Annotated in this window: 17 protein-coding genes; 15 read left to right on the top strand and 2 right to left on the bottom strand. The window is 61.7% G+C overall.

The genetic code is table 11. From position 1 onward, the window contains the following. Window positions 1-778: tRNA (5-methylaminomethyl-2-thiouridine)(34)-methyltransferase MnmD (gene mnmD / locus BFP89_RS00825; protein ID WP_141689018.1), on the bottom strand; the 778-nt coding region annotated here is incomplete at its 3' end. Window positions 779-934: 156 nt separating this feature from the next. Here mnmD and pap point away from each other — a divergent pair. The 12 genes from pap (at window position 935) to BFP89_RS00765 (ending at window position 13,246) form a co-directional block, all read left to right on the top strand. Further along, window positions 935-2,449, top strand: coding sequence for a polyphosphate:AMP phosphotransferase (pap, locus tag BFP89_RS00820; RefSeq protein WP_065883298.1), 1,515 nt, complete (start codon window positions 935-937; stop codon window positions 2,447-2,449). 426 nt (window positions 2,450-2,875) lie between these two features. Then, a complete protein-coding gene (locus tag BFP89_RS00815) occupies window positions 2,876-4,060 on the top strand; it encodes a thiolase family protein (RefSeq protein WP_065883296.1) in 1,185 nt (394 codons plus the stop codon). A gap of 485 nt (window positions 4,061-4,545) precedes the next feature. After that, window positions 4,546-5,067: a fimbrial protein gene (locus BFP89_RS00810; protein ID WP_065883295.1), complete on the top strand. Its 522-nt coding sequence runs from the start codon at window positions 4,546-4,548 to the stop codon at window positions 5,065-5,067. A gap of 50 nt (window positions 5,068-5,117) precedes the next feature. Next, the gene (locus BFP89_RS00805) at window positions 5,118-5,678 is read left to right on the top strand and encodes a fimbrial protein (RefSeq protein ID WP_065883293.1); all 561 of its coding nucleotides are present in this window, start codon (window positions 5,118-5,120) and stop codon (window positions 5,676-5,678) included. A gap of 20 nt (window positions 5,679-5,698) precedes the next feature. Beyond that, a complete protein-coding gene (locus tag BFP89_RS00800) occupies window positions 5,699-8,302 on the top strand; it encodes an outer membrane usher protein (protein ID WP_176718382.1) in 2,604 nt (867 codons plus the stop codon). Continuing rightward, the gene (locus BFP89_RS00795) at window positions 8,299-9,060 is read left to right on the top strand and encodes a fimbria/pilus periplasmic chaperone (RefSeq protein ID WP_065883291.1); all 762 of its coding nucleotides are present in this window, start codon (window positions 8,299-8,301) and stop codon (window positions 9,058-9,060) included. Before BFP89_RS00800 ends, BFP89_RS00795 begins: the two co-directional genes overlap by 4 nt. A gap of 17 nt (window positions 9,061-9,077) precedes the next feature. Continuing rightward, window positions 9,078-9,659 (top strand): fimbrial protein, encoded by a 582-nt coding sequence (locus tag BFP89_RS00790; RefSeq protein WP_065883302.1) that lies wholly within the window; start codon window positions 9,078-9,080, stop codon window positions 9,657-9,659. A gap of 10 nt (window positions 9,660-9,669) precedes the next feature. Next, a complete protein-coding gene (locus BFP89_RS00785) occupies window positions 9,670-10,152 on the top strand; it encodes a fimbrial protein (protein WP_065883289.1) in 483 nt (160 codons plus the stop codon). 28 nt (window positions 10,153-10,180) lie between these two features. Continuing rightward, on the top strand, window positions 10,181-10,660 hold the full coding sequence (locus tag BFP89_RS00780) for a fimbrial protein (protein ID WP_065883288.1): 480 nt from the start codon (window positions 10,181-10,183) through the stop codon (window positions 10,658-10,660). Window positions 10,661-10,671: 11 nt separating this feature from the next. Beyond that, window positions 10,672-11,208 (top strand): fimbrial protein, encoded by a 537-nt coding sequence (locus tag BFP89_RS00775; protein ID WP_065883286.1) that lies wholly within the window; start codon window positions 10,672-10,674, stop codon window positions 11,206-11,208. 37 nt (window positions 11,209-11,245) lie between these two features. Beyond that, window positions 11,246-12,217: a fimbrial protein gene (locus tag BFP89_RS00770; RefSeq protein WP_065883284.1), complete on the top strand. Its 972-nt coding sequence runs from the start codon at window positions 11,246-11,248 to the stop codon at window positions 12,215-12,217. A gap of 75 nt (window positions 12,218-12,292) precedes the next feature. Continuing rightward, window positions 12,293-13,246: a DMT family transporter gene (locus tag BFP89_RS00765; protein ID WP_065883282.1), complete on the top strand. Its 954-nt coding sequence runs from the start codon at window positions 12,293-12,295 to the stop codon at window positions 13,244-13,246. A 739-nt stretch (window positions 13,247-13,985) separates the two neighbouring features. Here the strand turns inward: BFP89_RS00765 and BFP89_RS00760 are convergent. After that, window positions 13,986-15,374: a class II fumarate hydratase gene (locus BFP89_RS00760; protein WP_065883280.1), complete on the bottom strand. Its 1,389-nt coding sequence runs from the start codon at window positions 15,372-15,374 to the stop codon at window positions 13,986-13,988. Window positions 15,375-15,555: 181 nt separating this feature from the next. Between BFP89_RS00760 and BFP89_RS00755 the strand changes: the two genes are divergently transcribed. The 3 genes from BFP89_RS00755 to BFP89_RS00745 all read left to right on the top strand — a co-directional run bounded on the left by BFP89_RS00755 (window position 15,556) and on the right by BFP89_RS00745 (window position 19,493). Continuing rightward, window positions 15,556-16,074, top strand: coding sequence for a DUF2059 domain-containing protein (locus tag BFP89_RS00755; RefSeq protein ID WP_003175221.1), 519 nt, complete (start codon window positions 15,556-15,558; stop codon window positions 16,072-16,074). Between the two features lie 6 nt (window positions 16,075-16,080). Continuing rightward, window positions 16,081-16,374: a BolA family protein gene (locus BFP89_RS00750; protein WP_065883278.1), complete on the top strand. Its 294-nt coding sequence runs from the start codon at window positions 16,081-16,083 to the stop codon at window positions 16,372-16,374. Window positions 16,375-16,511: 137 nt separating this feature from the next. Beyond that, the gene (locus BFP89_RS00745) at window positions 16,512-19,493 is read left to right on the top strand and encodes an RHS repeat-associated core domain-containing protein (RefSeq protein ID WP_065883276.1); all 2,982 of its coding nucleotides are present in this window, start codon (window positions 16,512-16,514) and stop codon (window positions 19,491-19,493) included. The last annotated feature ends 35 nt before the right edge of the window (window positions 19,494-19,528 follow it).

Here is a 19,528-nt window from a genome sequence, read left to right as displayed (position 1 = left end):
CACCGGGGACCGGCGCCGGCCGTGCGAACCAGGGCTTGGCGCGGGCGGGCGCCGGACGGTCTTCGGGCCACCCCAGGAACTCCCCGCGCAGGATCTCCCACTTGTGGCCAATGCCGGGCGTGCGTTTCATCTTGAACCCGGCGGCATTGATCAGCCGGCGTACCCAACCGGTGCTGGTGAAGGTGCTGATGGTCGAGCCCGGTGCGGCCAGGCGCGCGAGTTCGGCGAACAGCTCGGCGGTCCACATGTCCGGGTTTTTCGCCGGGGCAAAGCCGTCGAGAAACCACGCATCTATTTGCGCGTCCAGCTGCGGCAGTTGCTCCAGGGCGTCGCCGATCAACAGGGTCAGGGTGACGCGACCGGCGTCCAGCACCAGGCGCTGAAAGCCCTGATGGATAGCGATGTATTGGGCCAGCAACTGTTCGGCGTAAGGTTGCAGCTCGGGCCAGAGGGCGAGGGCGCGTTGCAGGTCGGCATGGCTGAGCGGGTATTTTTCCACGCTGACGAAATGCAGGCGTGCCCCGGCCACCGCCTGTTGGTCGAATAACTGCCAGGCACACAGGAAATTCAAGCCCGTACCGAATCCGGTTTCGCCGATCACCAGGCGCCCGTCGGCCGGCAAGGCCGCAAAACGCGCCTGCAGGCGGTTCTGTTCAAGGAATACATAACGGGTTTCTTCCAGGCCCGACTGGTCGGAGAAGTACACGTCATCGAACACCCGCGAGTGCGGGCGGCCTTGGTCGTCCCAGTCGAGCTGGGCGTGGGTGATCGGGGTCATGGGGGGCTCGTATAGATAACGGCAGGTAACGACAAGGCGGCCATTCTAGCCGATCAACCGGTGTTGAATTGATCCACGGCAAGCGGCGGTTGAATTTCCTCCCGCGTGTCGTTGCCCAATCCGCTAGTCTTGAGCCATCTTGAAACGGAGCTGCCCATGTTCGAATCCGCCGAAATCGGTCACGCCATCGACAAAGACACCTATGACGCCGAAGTGCCGGCCCTGCGTGAGGCCTTGCTCGAGGTGCAGTACGAGCTGCAACAGCAGAAGCGTTTTCCGGTGATCATTCTGATCAACGGCATCGAAGGCGCGGGCAAGGGCGAAACCGTCAAGCTGCTCAACGAGTGGATGGACCCGCGCCTGATCGAAGTGCGCACCTTCGACCAACAGACCGACGAAGAACTGGCGCGCCCGCCGGCCTGGCGCTACTGGCGGCAGTTGCCCGCCAAAGGCCGCATGGGCATTTTCTTCGGCAACTGGTACAGCCAGATGCTGCAGGGCCGGGTGCATGGGCAGATCAAGGACGCGCGGCTGGACCAGGCCATCGCCGGTGCCGAGCGCCTGGAAAAGATGCTGTGCGACGAAGGCGCGCTGATCTTCAAATTCTGGTTTCACCTGTCCAAGAAACAGATGAAAGCCCGGCTCAAGGCCCTGGCCGATGACCCGCTGCACAGCTGGCGCATCAGCCCGCTGGACTGGCAGCAGTCCAAGACCTACGACAAGTTCGTGCATTTTGGTGAACGCGTGCTGCGCCGCACCAGCCGCGACTACGCACCGTGGCATGTGATCGAGGGCGTCGACCCGCATTACCGTGGGCTGACCGTGGGCAAGATCCTGCTCGAAGGCCTGCAAAGCGCGTTGAAGCAGGCCAGGGTCAAGGCCAGTGGCATGAACCCGGCACCGCTGCCGTCGTCGGTGGACCAGATGAGCCTGCTCAACAGCCTCGACATGAGCCTGCGCCTGGACAAGGACGATTACGAAGAACAGCTGATTACCGAACAGGCGCGCTTTTCCGGCCTGATGCGCGACAAACGCATGCGCAGGCACGCGCTGGTCACCGTCTTTGAAGGCAACGACGCGGCGGGCAAGGGCGGAGCGATCCGCCGTGTGGCGGCCGCGCTGGACCCGCGCCAGTACCACATCGTGCCGATTGCCGCGCCCAGCGAAGACGAGCGCGCCCAGCCGTACCTGTGGCGGTTCTGGCAGAAGATCCCGGCGCGGGGCATGTTCACGGTGTTCGATCGCTCCTGGTACGGCCGCGTACTGGTCGAGCGCATCGAAGGCTTCTGCACCCCGGCGGACTGGATGCGCGCCTATGGCGAGATCAATGATTTCGAAGAGCAACTGCGCGATGCCGGTGTGATCGTGGTCAAGTTCTGGCTGGCCATCGACAAGGACACTCAGCTGGAACGCTTCAAGGCCCGCGAGGAGATCCCGTTCAAGCGCTTCAAGATTACCGAAGACGACTGGCGCAACCGCGACAAGTGGGACGACTACCGTGCGGCGGTGGGCGACATGGTGGATCGCACCAGCACCGAGGTGGCGCCCTGGACCCTGGTGGAAGCCAACGACAAGCGCTGGGCGCGGGTCAAGGTATTGCGCACCATCAACCGGGCGCTGGAAGACGCATTCGAGAAGACCGACAAGCACGACAAGAAGAAAAAGAAATAGCCTGAGCCTGACTCGGTCCACCTGTGGGAGGGGGCTTGCCCCCGATGGCGGAGTGTCAGTAGATAGGTTTTTAACTGACCCACCGCCATCGGGGGCAAGCCCCCCTCCCACATTTGATTTGTGCACACCAGATAGACTGCATTCGCCGAAACCGACAAGCACGACAAGAAGAAAAAGAAATAACCTGGGCCTGACCCGGTCCAACTGTGGGAGGGGGCTTGCCCCCGATGGCGGAGTGTCAGTAGATAGATTTTTAACTGACCCACCGCTATCGGGGGCAAGCCCCCTCCCACATTTGATCTCCACAAGCCAGATAGACCGGTCTTCCCGGCCTCCATGCTTTTGCATCCATGCAGTGAATGATCATCGCGGGCAGCCGGGCCCGGCTCTATTCTCGATCCACAACCACAAGATCGAGGTAGCCCCATGCGTGAAGTAGTGATTGTCGACAGTGTGCGAACCGGCCTGGCCAAGTCCTTTCGCGGCAAGTTCAACCAGACCCGGCCCGATGACATGGCGGCCCATTGCGTCAACGCGCTGCTGGCCCGCACCGGCATCGACCCGGCCACGGTGGAGGACTGCATTGTTGGTGCCGGTTCCAACGAGGGTGCCCAGGGCTACAACATCGGGCGCAACGTGGCGGTGCTCTCGCAATTGGGCACCGGTACCGCAGGCATGACCCTCAACCGTTTCTGCTCGTCAGGCTTGCAGGCGATTGCCATTGCCGCCAACCAGATCGCGTCGGGTTGCAGCGACATCATTGTCGCCGGCGGCGTGGAGTCCATCAGCCTGACCATGAAAAGCGTCAACACCGACCACCTGATCAACCCGCTGCTCAAGGAGCAGGTACCCGGCATTTATTTCCCCATGGGCCAGACCGCCGAAATCGTTGCGCGTCGCTATAACGTCAGCCGCGAGGATCAGGACTTGTACGCCCTGCAAAGCCAGCAGCGCACCGCGCAGGCGCAGGCGGATGGGGTGTTCAACGATGAAATCGTGCCGATGGCGGTCAAGTACAAGGTTGAAGACAAGAATACCGGTGAAGTGCAGGTGCTCGATGGCGTGGTCGACCGCGACGACTGCAACCGCCCCGACACCACCCTGGCCAGCCTCAGTGGCTTGAAGCCGGTGTTTGCCGAAGACGGTTCGGTGACGGCGGGTAATTCGTCACAGTTGTCCGACGGCGCCTCGATGACCCTGGTGATGAGCCTGGAAAAAGCCCTGGCGCTGGGGCTCAAGCCCAAGGCGTTCTTTCGCGGTTTTACCGTGGCCGGTTGTGAGCCCGACGAGATGGGCATCGGTCCGGTGTTCTCGGTACCCAGGCTGCTCAAGGCCAAAGGCTTGCAGGTAGCGGATATCGACCTGTGGGAGCTCAACGAAGCGTTTGCCTCGCAGTGCCTGTATGCGCGTAACCGCCTGCACATCGACAACGCCAGATACAACGTCAACGGCGGTTCGATCTCCATCGGCCACCCGTTCGGCATGACCGGCTCGCGGCAGGTGGGACACCTGGTGCGCGAGTTGCAGCGGCGCAACCTGCGTTACGGCATCGTCACCATGTGCGTGGGCGGTGGAATGGGCGCAACCGGGTTGTTTGAGGCCGTGCGCTAGGCCTTGCTCGACCTTGCAACACACGCTGACAGGGGGAGCTTTGCTCCCCCTTTTTTGCATCTGTCGTTCAGGGAACTCTTGGCTCGCCGGTCAAATAGTTAGTTGCAAAACCGCCGTGAAGTTTATTGTTTTAAAGTGCATGTAGCCTTATTCTTACAGCTCTCTCCGTTGTTAAATAATTCTCATCTAACTGAGATGTAGTCCTATTCCTTCAGCTGTTTTTAAAGTTTTGGCAAATGGCCATAATTTTCCCGCAAGCCTTGATATACAAGGGCTACGTCATTAAGGGAAAGAGCTGGCTTACGACTTCAAGTGTGAAGTGGATACTTGCCCGGCGTTGAACGTGATCCTGAAATGCAATACAAGAAGTTGGAAAAGCACTTCAGGAATTCCCCTCGACGCATAGGTCAAACCGCTCTTTCAATCAGCCCTGCGCCGATCGGTGGCAAGGCTCCTTAATGACACTTGTAAGTGGGAATCTGTAGATGAAAACCAAAATGAAAACTGTGCTGTTGTCTGTCGGTCTGCTGGCGGGTTCGATGTCGATGGCGCACGCGGCGGATGGAACGGTGACGTTTATCGGGTCGGTCCACTCGGGTGCCTGCTCAATCAAGCCTGACTCCGTCGACCAAACCGTTCGCCTGGGTGCGATTGCAAAGCATCAGTTGCAAGCGGGTGGCAAATCGGAAGCTCGACGCGTGCTGATCGAACTGGAAGGTTGCGACCTGGCCGGCCTCACTGACAACACCGTCACCACGACCTTCACCGGCGCGCCCTCCACGGTAGTGCCCGGTGCGATCGGTACGGTCGGCGGTGCAGGCAACCTGGGCATCATGATGACCCATGGCGGTGATCTCGTTAAGTTGGGTGTGCCTACCGCCCCGCAAGTCATCAGCGTGGGTGACAACACGCTGGAGTTTGGAGCCTACGTACAAGGCGCCGCCACTGGGGACATCATTCCCGGCGACTTCAGCGCGGTCACCAATTTCACTTTGGCTTATCAGTAAGTTTCACCCCCGCCACCCAGTGTGGCGGGGGACGCTGACGGGAGATCCAGGTGAACACATTCATACGTCTGGCTATCGCCTCTTCATTAACGACATTCATCAGCCCTTGTGCTGTCGCCCAGGCGACTGCGCAAGGCGATGGGGTCGTGCTGCTGGGAGGGGAAGTGGTTGATTCCGCCTGCGGGCTGGAGCTTGCCAGTATCGATCAAACCATCGAGATGCCGCCCGAGCCGGTGGGTCGGCTGTTGCGCAACACGCGGGGCGAAGACCATCCGTTTCAACTGCGTCTGGTCAATTGCTCGTTGAGCCGCCCGGACCCTTCGCGCCCAGGTGCAAGCCTGCCGGATTGGGAACATATGCGCGTGACGTTCGAAGGCCCTACCGACAGGGCAGGGCTCTCCTTCGCAGTGTTTGGCGACTCCCAGGGGGTGGCCTTGCACATCATCGACGCCGCAGGCCAGGAGAGCCTGCCGGGGCAACGCATGGCGCCGGTTCCGCTGGCCGAAGGTGACATGACACTCAACTACCGGTTTTTCCTGGTCGGCAACGGCTTGCCATTGGTGGTCGGGGCTCACAGTGCCGCAGTGCGGTTCAAGTTGGAATACTTTTGAACAGTGATGGACAGGCTTGCATGTTGAATACGTCGAAGATCAAAAAAACGCTGCGTCCCGGGCTGTTCGGCGGGTTGATGTCACTGGCAGGCACGGCGATGGGCGCTGGGGATATCGAGTTCAATACCGACGTTCTCGACCTGAACGATCGCGCCAATATTGACTTGTCTCAATTTGCGCGCAGTGGATTCATTCTGCCGGGCACTTACTCGATGGCCGTGCACCTCAATGCCCAGCCTATTGCTGAGCAATCGGTGGCGTTCTATCCCCCCGATAACGACCCCAAGGGCAGCCAGGCCTGTTTGTCGAGCAGTCTGGTCGAACAACTGGGGCTGAAAGTGTCCGCAGCCGGCCAACGGCTGTGGTGGAAGGACGGCGAGTGCCTGGATATAACCAGCTTGCCCGGCATGGAGGTCAGGGGTGATTTGGCCACCTCTACCCTGAGCATCAACGTGCCCCAGGCCTACCTTGAATACAACGCTATCAATTGGGACCCGCCTTCCCGATGGGATGAAGGAGTACCGGGGCTGCTGGTGGACTACAGCCTGACGGCGCAGTCCAATTACCAGCGCAACGATGGCCGGCGGCAAAACCTCAGCGGCAATGGCACCGTGGGCGCCAATGCCGGTGCCTGGCGGCTCAGGGCGGATTGGCAGGGGCGCGTGGAGAAGGGCCGGCAGGAGGCCGCCGGCCCGCAAAAGCTGGAATGGAGCCGCTACTACGCGTATCGCGCCATTCCGGCGTTGCAGGCGCGCCTGGTGGTGGGCGAGAACTATCTGTATTCGGACCTGTTCGACAGCTTCCGCTTTACCGGCGCCGCGCTCAACTCGGATCAAAGCCAACTGCCCCCCAACCTGCGCGGTTACGCGCCGGAAGTGGTCGGTGTGGCCAGGACCAACGCCAAAGTCATCGTCAGCCAGCAGGGCCGTGTGCTCTACGAAACCCTGGTTGCGGCGGGCCCCTTTCGCATTCAGGACCTCAATGATGCGGTGACCGGCAAGCTGGATGTGCGGGTGGAAGAACAGGACGGTTCGGTGCATACCTTCCAACTCAATACCGCCGGTGTGCCTTACCTGACGCGCCCGGGCCAGGTCCGTTACAAGCTGGCGAGCGGGCGACCGTCCAACCTTCAGACGGGCTCCGATGGTGCCGTCTTCGGTACCGGAGAGTTTTCCTGGGGCGTGAGCAATGGCTGGTCGTTGTTCGGTGGCGGTATCACCGATAACAACTATCGGGCGTTATCCGTGGGCGCCGGGCGGGACTTGCTGGCGTTCGGCGCCGTCTCGCTGGATGTCACGCAGTCGCGTGCCAACGTATGGAACGAGACGCTCTCGGGCAAATCCTACCGTCTTCAATATTCGAAGAACTTCGAAGAGTACGACAGCCAGGTGACCTTCGCCGGCTACCGCTTTTCCGAGAAGAACTTCCTGAGCATGAGTGAGTACCTGGATGCCCGCCATTACGGGTTGAACGGCGAACTCGGCGGGCGAGGGGATTATCGCGACCCCAACGAGGGTTGGAAGCCTATCGGCGGCAGCAAGGCGCTGTACACGGTGACGGTCAACAAGCAGTTTCGTGACCTGGGCGCCACCGTCTACGCCAGCTACAACAAGCAAACCTACTGGGACCGGCCGGACACGCATCGCTGGAACGTGTCGCTGTCGCGCTACTTCAATGTGGGCACGGTCAAGAACATGAGCCTGTCCCTGAACATGTACCGCACCCAGGAATATAACTACAAGGACAATGGCATGGCGCTGACGGTCAGCCTGCCGCTGGGGCGTACCGGCACGCTGTCGCTGGACGCCAATCGAGCCGCCGGCAAAAACGGCTTTACCTCGCGCTACAGCGATCGTCTCGATGAGCGCAACAGCTACCAGCTCAGTGCCAGCAACACCTCCGCCAGCGGATACCTGAGCCATATGGGCGACAACGTCGACCTCGATGTGAGCGCCACCAGGCAGCAAGGCGGTTCCAGCAGCCTCGGCGTCTCCGCACGCGGCGGTGCCACGCTCACGGCCCAGGGTGCGGCGCTCCATCGAACCACCAGTACAGGCGGCACCCGCCTGATGGTCGACACCGCCGGTGTGCCCGATGTGCCGGTGCGCGGTTATGGCGCGCCGACTCGCAGCAATGCCTTCGGCAAAGCCGTGATCTCGGACATCAGCAGCTATCAGCGCACTGCCGCCAGTGTCGATCTGGAGCGTTTGCCGAGCAATGTCGAAGCCACTCAATCCGTCACGCAATTGACCCTCACCGAAGGCGCGATCGGTTATCGCTCGCTGGATGTGATTGCCGGTGAAAAGGCCATGGCGGTGCTGCGCCTGGCGGATGGCAGTTCGCCGCCTTTCGGCGCGACGGTGCAGAACCTCAAGCAACAGGACACCGGCATCGTGAATGACGGCGGCGAAGTCTACTTGAGCGGCATTCAGGCCGGCGAGCAGATGACCGTCAGTTGGGGCGGAGACGCGCGGTGCCTGCTCACGCTGCCGGCCACCTTGCCTGACGACGGTTTGACCGATGCCCTGCAACTGCGCTGCCAGCCGGTAGCCGCCGATCCATCCCTGCCCGAGCCCGCCGGGCTGTCCGGCACGCCTATCGATACGGAGAACACCGCCTCATGATGCCCACTACACGTCGCCTCTTCCCAGCCTTCGCGCTGTTGGCCCTGGCCTTGAGCCAGAACGCCAACGCTGCCGTGGGCCTGGACCGTACCCGTGTGATTTTCGACGGTGGCAAAGACGCCACCAGCGTGAATATCACCAACAACAATACCCAGTTGCCCTATCTGGCCCAGGGCTGGATCGAGGATGAAACCGGCAAGAAAATCACCTCGCCGTTGATTGTGCTGCCACCGGTTCAACGCCTGGAGCCGGGTAAACAAAGCCAGGTGAAGGTCCAGGCGTTGCCGGCGGCCAAGGCGCTGCCGCAGGATCGCGAGACGGTCTACTACTTCAACTTGAGGGAAATTCCACCGCGCAGCGATAAGTCCAACACCCTGCAGATCGCACTGCAGACCCGCATCAAGTTGTTCTACCGCCCGCAAGCCATCGAGCCGAGCCAACAGGACTTGTCCAACCCGTGGCAGGAAAAACTGACCCTGACCCGTGAAGGCGATCAATACCGGGTGAATAACCCTACGCCGTATTACGTGACGCTGGTGGATGCGCGTGACAGCAAGGACGGCAAAACCGTACCGGGTTTCGTGCCACTGATGGTTCCTCCCAAAGGCACCCTGGCCTTGGGCACCACCGCCAAGGCGTTGGGCACCAGCCCCTATCTGGCCTATGTGAACGACTACGGCGGTCGCCCGCTCCTGGCCTTCACCTGCACGGGGGACACTTGCACAGTGAACCGGCAGGCCGCGCCGGCGAATGAGTAATGGTGCGGGAGAACGTCATGACGTCGCAAAAAGTGAAAGTGCTGGGCGGCCTGTTATGGGCCTTGGCCATGGGCGCACAGGCCGCGGACGAGGAGGATGTCGAAGGCATGAGCGGCATGCTCAATGTGCTCGGGTCCATGCATGAGTCGCCGTGCAGCCTGGAAATGACCTCGCTGCACCAGACCGTCGATCTGGAGGCCGTGTCGACCAGCCAGTTGCAACGGCCCGGTGACCAGGCGACGCCCAAGGCGTTTCAACTGCGCTTCACCGACTGCCTGCGCACCGCCGGTCGTATACGCAATGAGCGTACGGGCAACCTGACCTGGAGCGCTTACCAGCCGGTGCTGTCGGTCACGTTCGAGGCGCCGGCCGATGCCGACGATTCACGCCTGGTCAGAGTGCAGGGCATTACCGGCATGGGCCTGCAGTTGACCGATGCCCTCGGCCGCGACGTGCAGTTGGGCTCGAGGGGCCAGCCGCTGTTTTTGCCCGTGGGCCGCAATACCCAGACCTGGCATGTACGGCCCACGCGCACCGCTGCGCCGTTGACCAGCGGGGCATTCAGGGCGGTGGTGGATTTCAGGCTCACTTATGAGTAAGGGTGCAACGATGGCTAAATCAATCGGCTTGATCGCCACCGGCGTGTTGCTGGCGGTCAGCCAGGGCCTGCAGGCCGACACCAATTTGACCATTCGCGCGGTGATCATCGCGCCCCCGCCGTGCGTCATCAACGGTGGCAGCACGCTCGACGTACCGTTCGGCAATGACCTGCTGACGTCACGGGTCGATGGGGTCAATTACCGGCGAGGGGTGCCGTATACCGTCACCTGCAATTCGCCTTTCAACAATGCGTTGAGCCTGGAGCTCAAGGGCACGGCGGCGGCGTTTGACAACCGCGCGCTCGCCACCCGCAAGGCGGACCTGGGCGTGCGGCTGTTCGTGAATGGCGCTGACTGGCCGCTCAATACCGCGGTGAATTTTACCTACCCCAATTTTCCCGTGGTGCAGGCGGTGCCGGTCAAACGTGCGGGCAGCCAGCTGACCGGCGGGGTCTTCGACGCGACTGCGACCCTGGTGGTCGATTACCAATGACGGTTACCGATAAAGAGAGGAACGACCCATGACAGCTTGGCAGCCGCGAGCGCTACTCGCCCTGTGTGCCATCGGCCTGTGCAGTGGCGCGTCGGCCAACTTGACGTTCAGCGGAACGCTGAACGAACCGCCTCCCTGCACGATCGATGCGGGCAACACCATCGAGATCGACTTTGGCGATGTCGGGGTAAAACGCGTCGATGGGGTGAGGTATCGCAGAGGGGTCGGCTACGTCATCAATTGCGGCGCCGACACCCTGCCGTGGACATTGAAGCTGAGCGTCAACGGCACGCCCACGGCGTTCGACGTTTCAGCGGTGCAGACCAGCGTGCCGGCGCTGGGCATCCGGGTTTTTCAGAACAGCCTGCCATTTGCACTCAATACGCCCATGGACATCACCTTGTCGTCACCGCCGACCCTTGAGGTCGTGCCGGTGCAACAGCCCGGAGCAACGTTGCCTCCCGCCAGGTTCACGGCGGTGGCCACGTTGTTGGCCGAATACCAGTAGGAGCTGAATCGATGCGATATCAAAGGGTTCAACAGGCAGGCCTGGCCGTTCTGCTCGCCGTCGGCCTGACCCCCGTGGGGCAGGCGGCGGACAATCTGCGTTTCAAAGGCAATCTGGTTGAAGAGGCCTGCACCCTGCGCCCCGGCGACGAGGCCATCACGCTGGAACTCTGGGACCTCACCAGCAAGTACCTCTATATCAACACGCGCTCGGTGGGAAAGCGTTTCAAGCTGCACCTGGAAGACTGCGATACCACGATCGGCAACTCGGTGACCATCACCTTCGGCGGTACGGAGAACAGAGAGCTTCGCGGCTTGCTCGCGCTGGACGGTGGCAGCGGCGCCTCGGGCATTGGCGTCGGCATGGAAACCCTGAGCGACAAACCCTTGCCCTTGAATACCGTCAGCGACAAACAGGTGTTGAGCGACGGCAGCAATGCCATCGAACTCAAGGCGTACGTGCAGGGCGAGCCGACCGCCATCAAGGATCAAACCATCGGGCACGGTGCCTACACGGTGACCTCAACTTTTACGCTGGACTATCCATAGGCTTTGGCTGGGTAGAGCAGAGCAACGAGAAATCAAGATGAAACGACTGTTTGGCGCTATGGTGTTTCTTGTTTTACTGGCTGTGACTACAACCGCGAGAGCAACGGATTGTCGGGTGAATGGCGGCGGTTGGATATTTGTAGGGGATGGAGGAACGCTAAACCTGCAAGTCCCCGTTACAGTCCAACTGAGTTCGGACAGAACCCGCATCATGCTCGAGGGCGTGAGATTGGAGTGCCGATTCTCCGGCTTTGGCGGTAGCCAACCTTGGTGGACAGACTACTGGGCAACGTCGGCAAGAGTCGGCCCGGCTTGGGTGCCGGGTCCGAAATTCACCCGCGAAGGTACCGGTTTGCGAATAAACGGAAGCTATCAAAATTCTCCAGTTCCGAACGCTATCCGAATCTCGACCATGCCAAATAACCTCATCGGTGTGCCTGTCGATGTAACGCCTTATATTTTGCTACGCAACGATCCGTCGAACGCTATTGATGTTCGAATAGGGGACGTCCTCGGCAGATTGAATCTGGAGCAGACAAACAATTACAGTTCGGGGAGTTCAACGCTGGCGCTGACCTACACGGCGGCCAACAATTTTTCCATCTCTCCGTCCACCTGCACGATCAATAACAACAATCCGATCAATATCGACTTCGGCACCGTCAACCAGCGAGCCATCGGGACTGACCCGCTGACAACATCCATCGTCAGCAACCGCAGGCTCACGTATTCCTGCCCGCAAGGCGGTATCAATACACCCATCACCATCACGTACAAAGGCACCCGTACCGGGTTCGATTCGCGCCTGCTGCTGATGACCAATGCCGATGTGGGCACGGCCCTGGTGCGTAACGGGGCTGCCGTACCGGTCAACGGTTCGTTCCTGACCCGCATCACCAACAGCTCGGGCGCCGATGACGTGACGTTTTCCCTGGTACGTCGAGCCGGCTCGCTGCCGTCCGCCGGCGCCATCAGCGGCAGCGGGGTACTGGTGATGGGGGTGCCCTGAACACAGCGTGATACCCAAAGCGCACCGCATGCCCCTAGAATGCCGGTTCCACTTCCTCTGGCATCTGGGGCACTCATGCACATCTCTTCGGGCCGCTGGGTCTACGGTTTTCTCCTGACCCTGTTGACCGCGCTGCTCTGGGGCATTCTGCCGATCAAGCTCAAACAGGTACTGCAGGTGATGGACCCGATCACGGTGACCTGGTTTCGCCTGATCGTCGCGGGCAGTTGCCTGTTCATCTACCTGGCGTTCACGCGGCGCTTGCCCAGCCGCCGGGTACTTGGCCCCAGGGGTGGCTGGCTGGTGGCGATGGCCGTGTGCGGGCTGGTGGGCAACTACGTGTTGTATCTGGTGGGTTTGAAGATGCTCAGCCCCGGTACCGCGCAACTGGTGGTGCAGATGGGGCCGATTTTCCTGATGATCGCCAGCGTGTTTGTGTTCAAGGAGCGTTTCAGCCTTGGGCAGGGCGTGGGGTTGGTGGTGTTGATCATCGGCTTCGGGCTGTTTTTCAACCAGCGCCTGGTGGAATTGCTGACATCGATGGGTACTTACACCGCCGGGGTGCTGACGGTGCTGCTGGCGACCACCATCTGGATGTTTTACGCCTTGGGGCAGAAGCAGTTGCTGACGGTGTGGAATTCGCTGCAGGTGATGATGGTGATCTATCTCTCATGTGCCGTATTGCTGACGCCCTGGGCGCACCCGTTGGAGGCGCTGCAACTGAGCCCGCTGCAAGGCTGGCTGCTGCTGGCGTGTTGCATGAATACTCTGGTGGCCTACGGCGCTTTTGCCGAGGCGCTGGCGCATTGGGAGGCGTCGCGGGTCAGTGCGACCCTGGCCCTGACGCCATTGGTGACCTTTGTGGCGGTGGCACTGGCGGCGTGGTTGTGGCCGGAGTTTGTGCAGGCCGAAGCGATCAACGCGTTGGGGTATTTTGGCGCGCTGGTGGTGGTGATGGGCTCGGCGATGGTGGCGCTGGCGCCGTCGCTGGTGGCGGGGCTCAAGGCTCGGCGTGCGCGGTTGGTCTAGGGGTATGAAGAGCCAACTGTGGGAGGGGGCTTGCCCCCGATGGTGGCATCGGGGCTAACCCGGCGTCCTGCCGGGTTACCCACGGATTCAAGCCTGCGTTCGGCCAGCGTGGTTTAACGGGGCGCCTAAGATCAAAAGCAAAAGCGCGGCGGCCTTAGAGCCGACCGGCATCATTTGCCAGTCCGCGATCCAAATGTGGGAGGGGGCTTGCCCCCGATGGCGGCCTCGGGGCTGGCCGGGATGTTGGATTGGACCGAGTACATATCCGTTTTTGTGGTAACGGCCACTTAGGGTTCCGCCCAACGGCGGCTCACTTTTGAAAAGCGCAAAAGTAAGCAAAACGCTCTTGCCCCACCACTCGGCACCTCGCCTGGGCTCGGTGTTCCCTCTCTCCGGCTTGAATCCGTGGGCCGCCGCAATGGGCCATCCATGGCCCAGTGCGGCTAACCCGGCGTCCTGCCGGGTTACGCACGGATTCAAGCCTGCGTTCGGCCAGCGTGGTTTAACGGGGCGCCTAAGATCAAGATCAAGAGCGGCTCGCTTCGCATCGTGGAGTGGGGGCAAGCTTTAATGCCGGTCAGTTAAGCGTACACCGCCTTCTGTAGGAGCGAGCTTGCTCGCGAAAAACGTCAACGATAACGCGTGTTTTCTGGATGAACGCGGTGTCTATGCGTTTTTCGCGAGCAAGCTCGCTCCTACAATGGGGATTAGGGCAAGCCTCTCTGCCAACCTTGGGTTCTCAGTGCCCGGCCTCCAGCATGTTTTCCGGGCGTACCCACTGGTCGAACTCTGCGTCGGTGAGGTAGCCCAGTTCCAGCGCCGCTTCCCGCAGGGTCAGCCCTTCGGCATAGGCTTTCTTGGCGATCTGTGCGGATTTGTCATAGCCGATATGCGGGTTGAGGGCGGTCACCAGCATCAGCCCACGTTCCAGGTGTTCGGCCATCTGTTCGGCGTCAGGCTCCAGGCCGGCGATGCAGTGTTCCTGGAAGTTGTTGCAGCCATCAGCCAGCAGGCGGACCGATTCCAGCAGGTTGTGGATGATCACCGGCTTGTACACGTTCAACTGCAAATGCCCCTGGCTTGCGGCGATGCCGATGGTCACGTCATTGCCGAGTACCTGGCAGGCCAGCATCGACAGGGCTTCGCACTGGGTCGGGTTGACCTTGCCGGGCATGATCGAACTGCCCGGTTCGTTGGCTGGCAATTTGACTTCTGCCAACCCCGCGCGCGGGCCGGAGCCGAGCAGGCGCAGGTCGTTGGCGAGCTTCATCAGGGCCACGGCGAGGGTTTTCAGCGCGCCGTGCAAGGTTACCAGCGGTTCATGGCCGGAGAGGGCGGCGAATTTGTTCGGCGCGGTGACGAACGGCAGTCCCGACAGCGCGGCCAGTTCGGCGGCAATCGCTTCGCCAAAGCCATGGGGGGAATTGAGCCCGGTGCCCACGGCGGTGCCGCCCTGGGCCAGCTCGCACACGGCGGGCAGGGCGCTGCGGATGGCGCGTTCGGCGTAGTCGAGTTGGGCGATGAACGCCGAGAGTTCCTGGCCGAAGGTGATCGGCGTGGCATCCATCATGTGGGTGCGGCCGGTCTTGACCAGCTTCATGTGCCGCGCCGCCAGCTCCGCGAGGCCGCCGGACAGCACGGTGATGGCCGGCAACAGTTGCTCGTGCACGGCCTTGACGGTGGCAATGCTCATGGCGGTGGGGAAGCAGTCGTTGGAACTCTGGGAACGGTTGACGTGGTCGTTGGGGTGCACCGGGCTCTTGCCGCCGCGGTTGCCGCCGGCCAGTTCATTGGCGCGGCCGGCGATCACTTCGTTGGCGTTCATGTTGCTCTGGGTGCCGCTGCCGGTTTGCCATACCACCAGGGGGAACTGGTCGTCATGCTGGCCGTCGAGAATTTCGTCGGCAGCCTGTTCGATCAGGCGGGCGATATCGGCCGGCAGGTCGCCGTTGCGGTCGTTGACCCGGGCGGCAGCCTTCTTGATCAACGCCAGGGCATGCAGCACCGCCAGCGGCATGCGCTGCTCGCCGATGGCAAAATTCACCAGCGAACGTTGGGTCTGGGCGCCCCAGTAAGCGTCATCCGGGACGTGGACTTCTCCCAGGCTGTCGGTTTCGATACGGCTCATCGGGCACACTCCTTCAGGTTCGTTTGCGCAGTTTAGGCTGTGATTGGCCAAGGGGGTTCCCTAAAAGACGTTTCATCGATCAAACCACACCCGACGCGGCCCGGGGTTGAGCCGCGAGGTTTTTTAGGCGCAGAATGGGCGCCCTTGGGGTCTTACCTCGCCAGCTAGAAAAGGAAACTCGATGACTCGTCTTCGTGCCATCTGTACCGCGGTTGCTCTGGTTTGCGCCAGCGGCCAGGTTTTTGCCGATACCGCCAGCCACAACGCCAGTGCCGAAGCCTTCCTTACCCTGGCCCACGCTGACAAGCTGGGTACCCCGGTGTACATGCAAGTGCAACAAATGTTCGCCCAGCGTTTCGAGCAGACCAAGGCGCCTGCCGCCAAACAGTCCGTACTCGACAGCTACCAGGCCAAGGCCAACGCCGCCCTGGACCAGGCCATCGGCTGGCCGAAGCTGAAACCGGACATGGTCAAGCTCTACACCACCAACTTCAGCGAATCGGAGCTCAAGGACCTGGTGGCGTTCTACCAGTCGCCTCTGGGCAAGAAAGTCCTGGAAAAAATGCCGCAGTTGACCCAGCAATCGGCCCAGATGACCCAGGCCAAGCTGGAAAGCGCAGTACCGGTGGTGAACAAGCTGTTGGAAGACATGACCAACGAGCTGGCGCCAAAAGCCGCCGCACCGGCCAAGAAGAAGTAAGCAGCAATGACTATGCAACAGCGTATCGAAACGGCGCTTGCCGCCCTGACCCCGGATCACTTGAGTGTGCTGGACGAGAGCCACATGCACAGCCGTGGGTTGCAGACCCACTTCAAGGCCGTGCTGGTCAGCCAGCAGTTCGAGGGGCTTAATCGCGTCAAGCGCCACCAGAAGGTCTATGCCACCCTGGGTGACCTGATGAGCGAGTTTCATGCGCTGGCGCTGCATACCTACACGCCTGATGAATGGGCGAAGGTCGACGCGGCACCGGCTTCGCCGACCTGCGCCGGCGGGCATTGAGCGCCGCCTCGACCCGCGCGAGCGGGTCGGGGCGATGCCAGTACCCGGACACACAAAACATCCTCCAGCACCACCTCGCTACCCCCCGTATCCCTAGGCTTTCAGGACTACTTATTCAGCAATAAGGTCTTGAGGTCATGTCTTATTCCATCCATCGACACACACCGTCCCTGGCGGCCATCGACCCGCGCGGGTTGATCGTGCGCAACATCGATTACCACCGCGCCAGCGCGGAGGATCAAGCGCAGGTGCGCATTCATCGTCAGGTCTTTGGCAGTACGGGCCTGATGATTGAACAATGGGATCCCCGCCTGTTGCAGTTGTCGCATTCACAACCTGGCACTGCGCCCAATCAACGCACGGTTTACAGCCTTGGCGGGCACGCGTTGCGCACCGACAGCGTGGATGCCGGCCGGCGGCTGACGCTTATAGGGCAGGCCGGGCAGGTACTGGACGAATGGGATGGACGGGGCGCTCACCAGGCTCATCACTACGATCGATATCTGCGACCGGTTGCTGTCTTCGAGCAGGCGGCCACTGACGGGCAAGCGCTGTGCGTCGAGCGTCTTGCCTATGCTTCATCTTCCAGTGAAGAGGCGTCACGCAATCGCTGTGGCCGGGTGGTTCGCCACGATGACGGCGGCGGCTCGCTGTTCCACGAGGCCTATGGGCTGCACGCGGAGGTCACGCAGCAGGCGCGACGTTTTCGACAGGCGGGCGCTGCGCTGGATTGGCCGCAGCCCGATGCACAGCGCGAGGCGCGCCTGGAGGCCGACAGGTTCCACACCACCATTGGGTTCAATGCGCTGGGTGAGCGCCTGCATCACACGGACGCCAAGGGCAATCGCTTCGACTACACCTACGGCATTGACGGCCAACCGGCGAGTATCTTTGTAACGCCCAGGGCCGGCGTGCGTACGCAGGTGCTGGGCCAGCGCCGTTACAATGCGGCGGGCCAGGTGCTCAGCGAACGCGCCGGCAACGGCGTGGTGCGCGCCATGCAATACCGTGAGTTCGATGGTCGCCTGCGGCAAATGACGGCCCGTTTGCACGCAGGCGCAGCGCTGCAAGACCTGCGCTATGAGTATGACAACGTGGGCAACGTGGTGCGCATCGACGACCTTGCCCAGCCGACGCAATGGTCCAGCAACACGCGCATCAGTTCGGCCAGCCTCTACGCGTACGACACGTTATCGCAACTGATCACGGCCACCGGCCGCGAAACCGCCGGCAACACGGGCGGCCCGGCGTTACCGGCAACGGTGGCGTTTGGCTCGACTGACGACAGCGTATGGCGTCGCTACACCCAGCAGTTGCGCTATGACGCCGCCGGCAATTTGCTCGAGATGCAGCACGTGCCCAGCAGCGGCACAGGCTTCACGCGGCAGATGAGCGTGGCCGCGGGCAGCAATCATTTTCTGCCGCAGGCCGATGGCAAGACCGCACCGGGGTTGGGGCAGGGCTTTGACCGTAATGGCAACCTGCAAGTGTTGGCAGGCGAGCAGAAGATGCACTGGGATGTGCGCAATCAACTGGTGCGCCTGACGCAGGTGCGGCGCGAGGGGAGCAATGACGATCAAGAGCACTACGCCTACGATGCCACGGGCCAGCGCATTCTCAAGCGCCGGGTCTCCCAGGCCCGTGGCGTGATGCATACCGCCGAGGTGCGCTACCTGCCGGGACTGGAAATCCGCCATGACAGCGCAACGGGTGAGCAACTGAATGTTCTCAACCTCGATGCCGGTACGACCACCGTCCGCGTTCTGCTGTGGGATCGCCACCCTTCGGGAGTGAGTCAGGCCACGCAGATCCGTTATGGCTTGTCGGACCACTTGGGCAGCAATTGCCTGGAACTGGGCGAGCAGGCGCAATTGCTCAGTCAGGAAAGTTATTACCCCTACGGCGGGACTGCGTGGCGGGCGGCGAGAAATGCCAGCGAGGCGAGCTACAGCTTCATCCGTTATTCGGGTAAGGAGCGCGATGCCAGCGGGCTGTCCTACTACGGCTTCAGGTATTACGCAGCGTGGTTAGGCCGTTGGATCAGCCCTGACCCGATCGGCGATGCCGATGGCTTGAATCTGTACGCGATGGTCGGCGGTAACCCGGTCACCCACGTCGACGCGCAAGGGCTGGTGGGCGCATCGGCGCTGGAGGCGCCCCAGGATAAACAAATACGCAGGCTCTCCTTCAGCCGCAGGCTCGCGACGATGGGGCGGATTATCCGCCCGAGGATACAGGCCGCGTCGTCGGCCGCGATTCGCGATGGTTTATCCACCTATATCGCCAATGTCATCGCAACGGGCGTTGATCTGGCGGTATTCGGCAACCTTGAGCCCACGCCGCAGCGCAATCAGATTGTGCGCTATACCGTCGCGTCGCTGGATGCCCTGACCACGATGCATATGAGCACCGGTGTCGTCGGTAACTGGACCCGTCTTGCACCACAGATCGGGGTTATTTCGGCAGCTGTGGCGGGTATTGGTTACGCCTATCACGCTGATACGCCGAGTGCTCAAACCGGGGAACGCTGGGACCCCGTGGCGGTGCAGCGATTGAGCGGGCATATCCGCTCGCTCTCCAGGGAACTGGTGCAGCAGATCATGCGTGGGCACGGCACCGGCGCCTCCTGGGGCAGCACGCCTCTGCGGGCCAGGGTCGGACGTACCGCCGGCGCGACGGCGGCATACGCCGTTGCAACGATCGCCAACGCCGTCTACGGCGGGGAAGTGCCTGCGCTGATGCAACCCAATGTGTCACCCGCGATTGAAGCCTACGATGCAGCCATGGGAACGCTTACGCGCAGTGGTCATCTCACGGCGGTCCACGATCACCATGGGCTGACCGTGCAGACACCGGACCCTGTTGGGTTGATGCACGGCGGGCTGAGCAGAATGTTCAATCAGGTATGGACGTATTGGGCGGCAACCGGGGTCGAGGCAGTGGCCGTGGCGCTGACGGGCCTGCCCCAGGCCGCGCAAAGCCGTACCACGCGAACGATTGTGATGGTGGCCCGCGGCGTGATTGCATCATTGACCGAATGGCGCGGCTTCGTCGTGGCGTTTGCCCGGCGCGGGTACACACACCTGGCGTCGAACTGGCGCGCCGCCCCGCGATCCTGACGGGAGCACCATCAGGCAGACGATCGTTCCCACGC

Source organism: Pseudomonas sp. 31 R 17 (assembly GCF_900004915.1).
GTDB lineage: Bacteria > Pseudomonadota > Gammaproteobacteria > Pseudomonadales > Pseudomonadaceae > Aquipseudomonas > Aquipseudomonas orientalis_A.
This window is presented reverse-complemented; position numbering and strand designations above follow the sequence as displayed.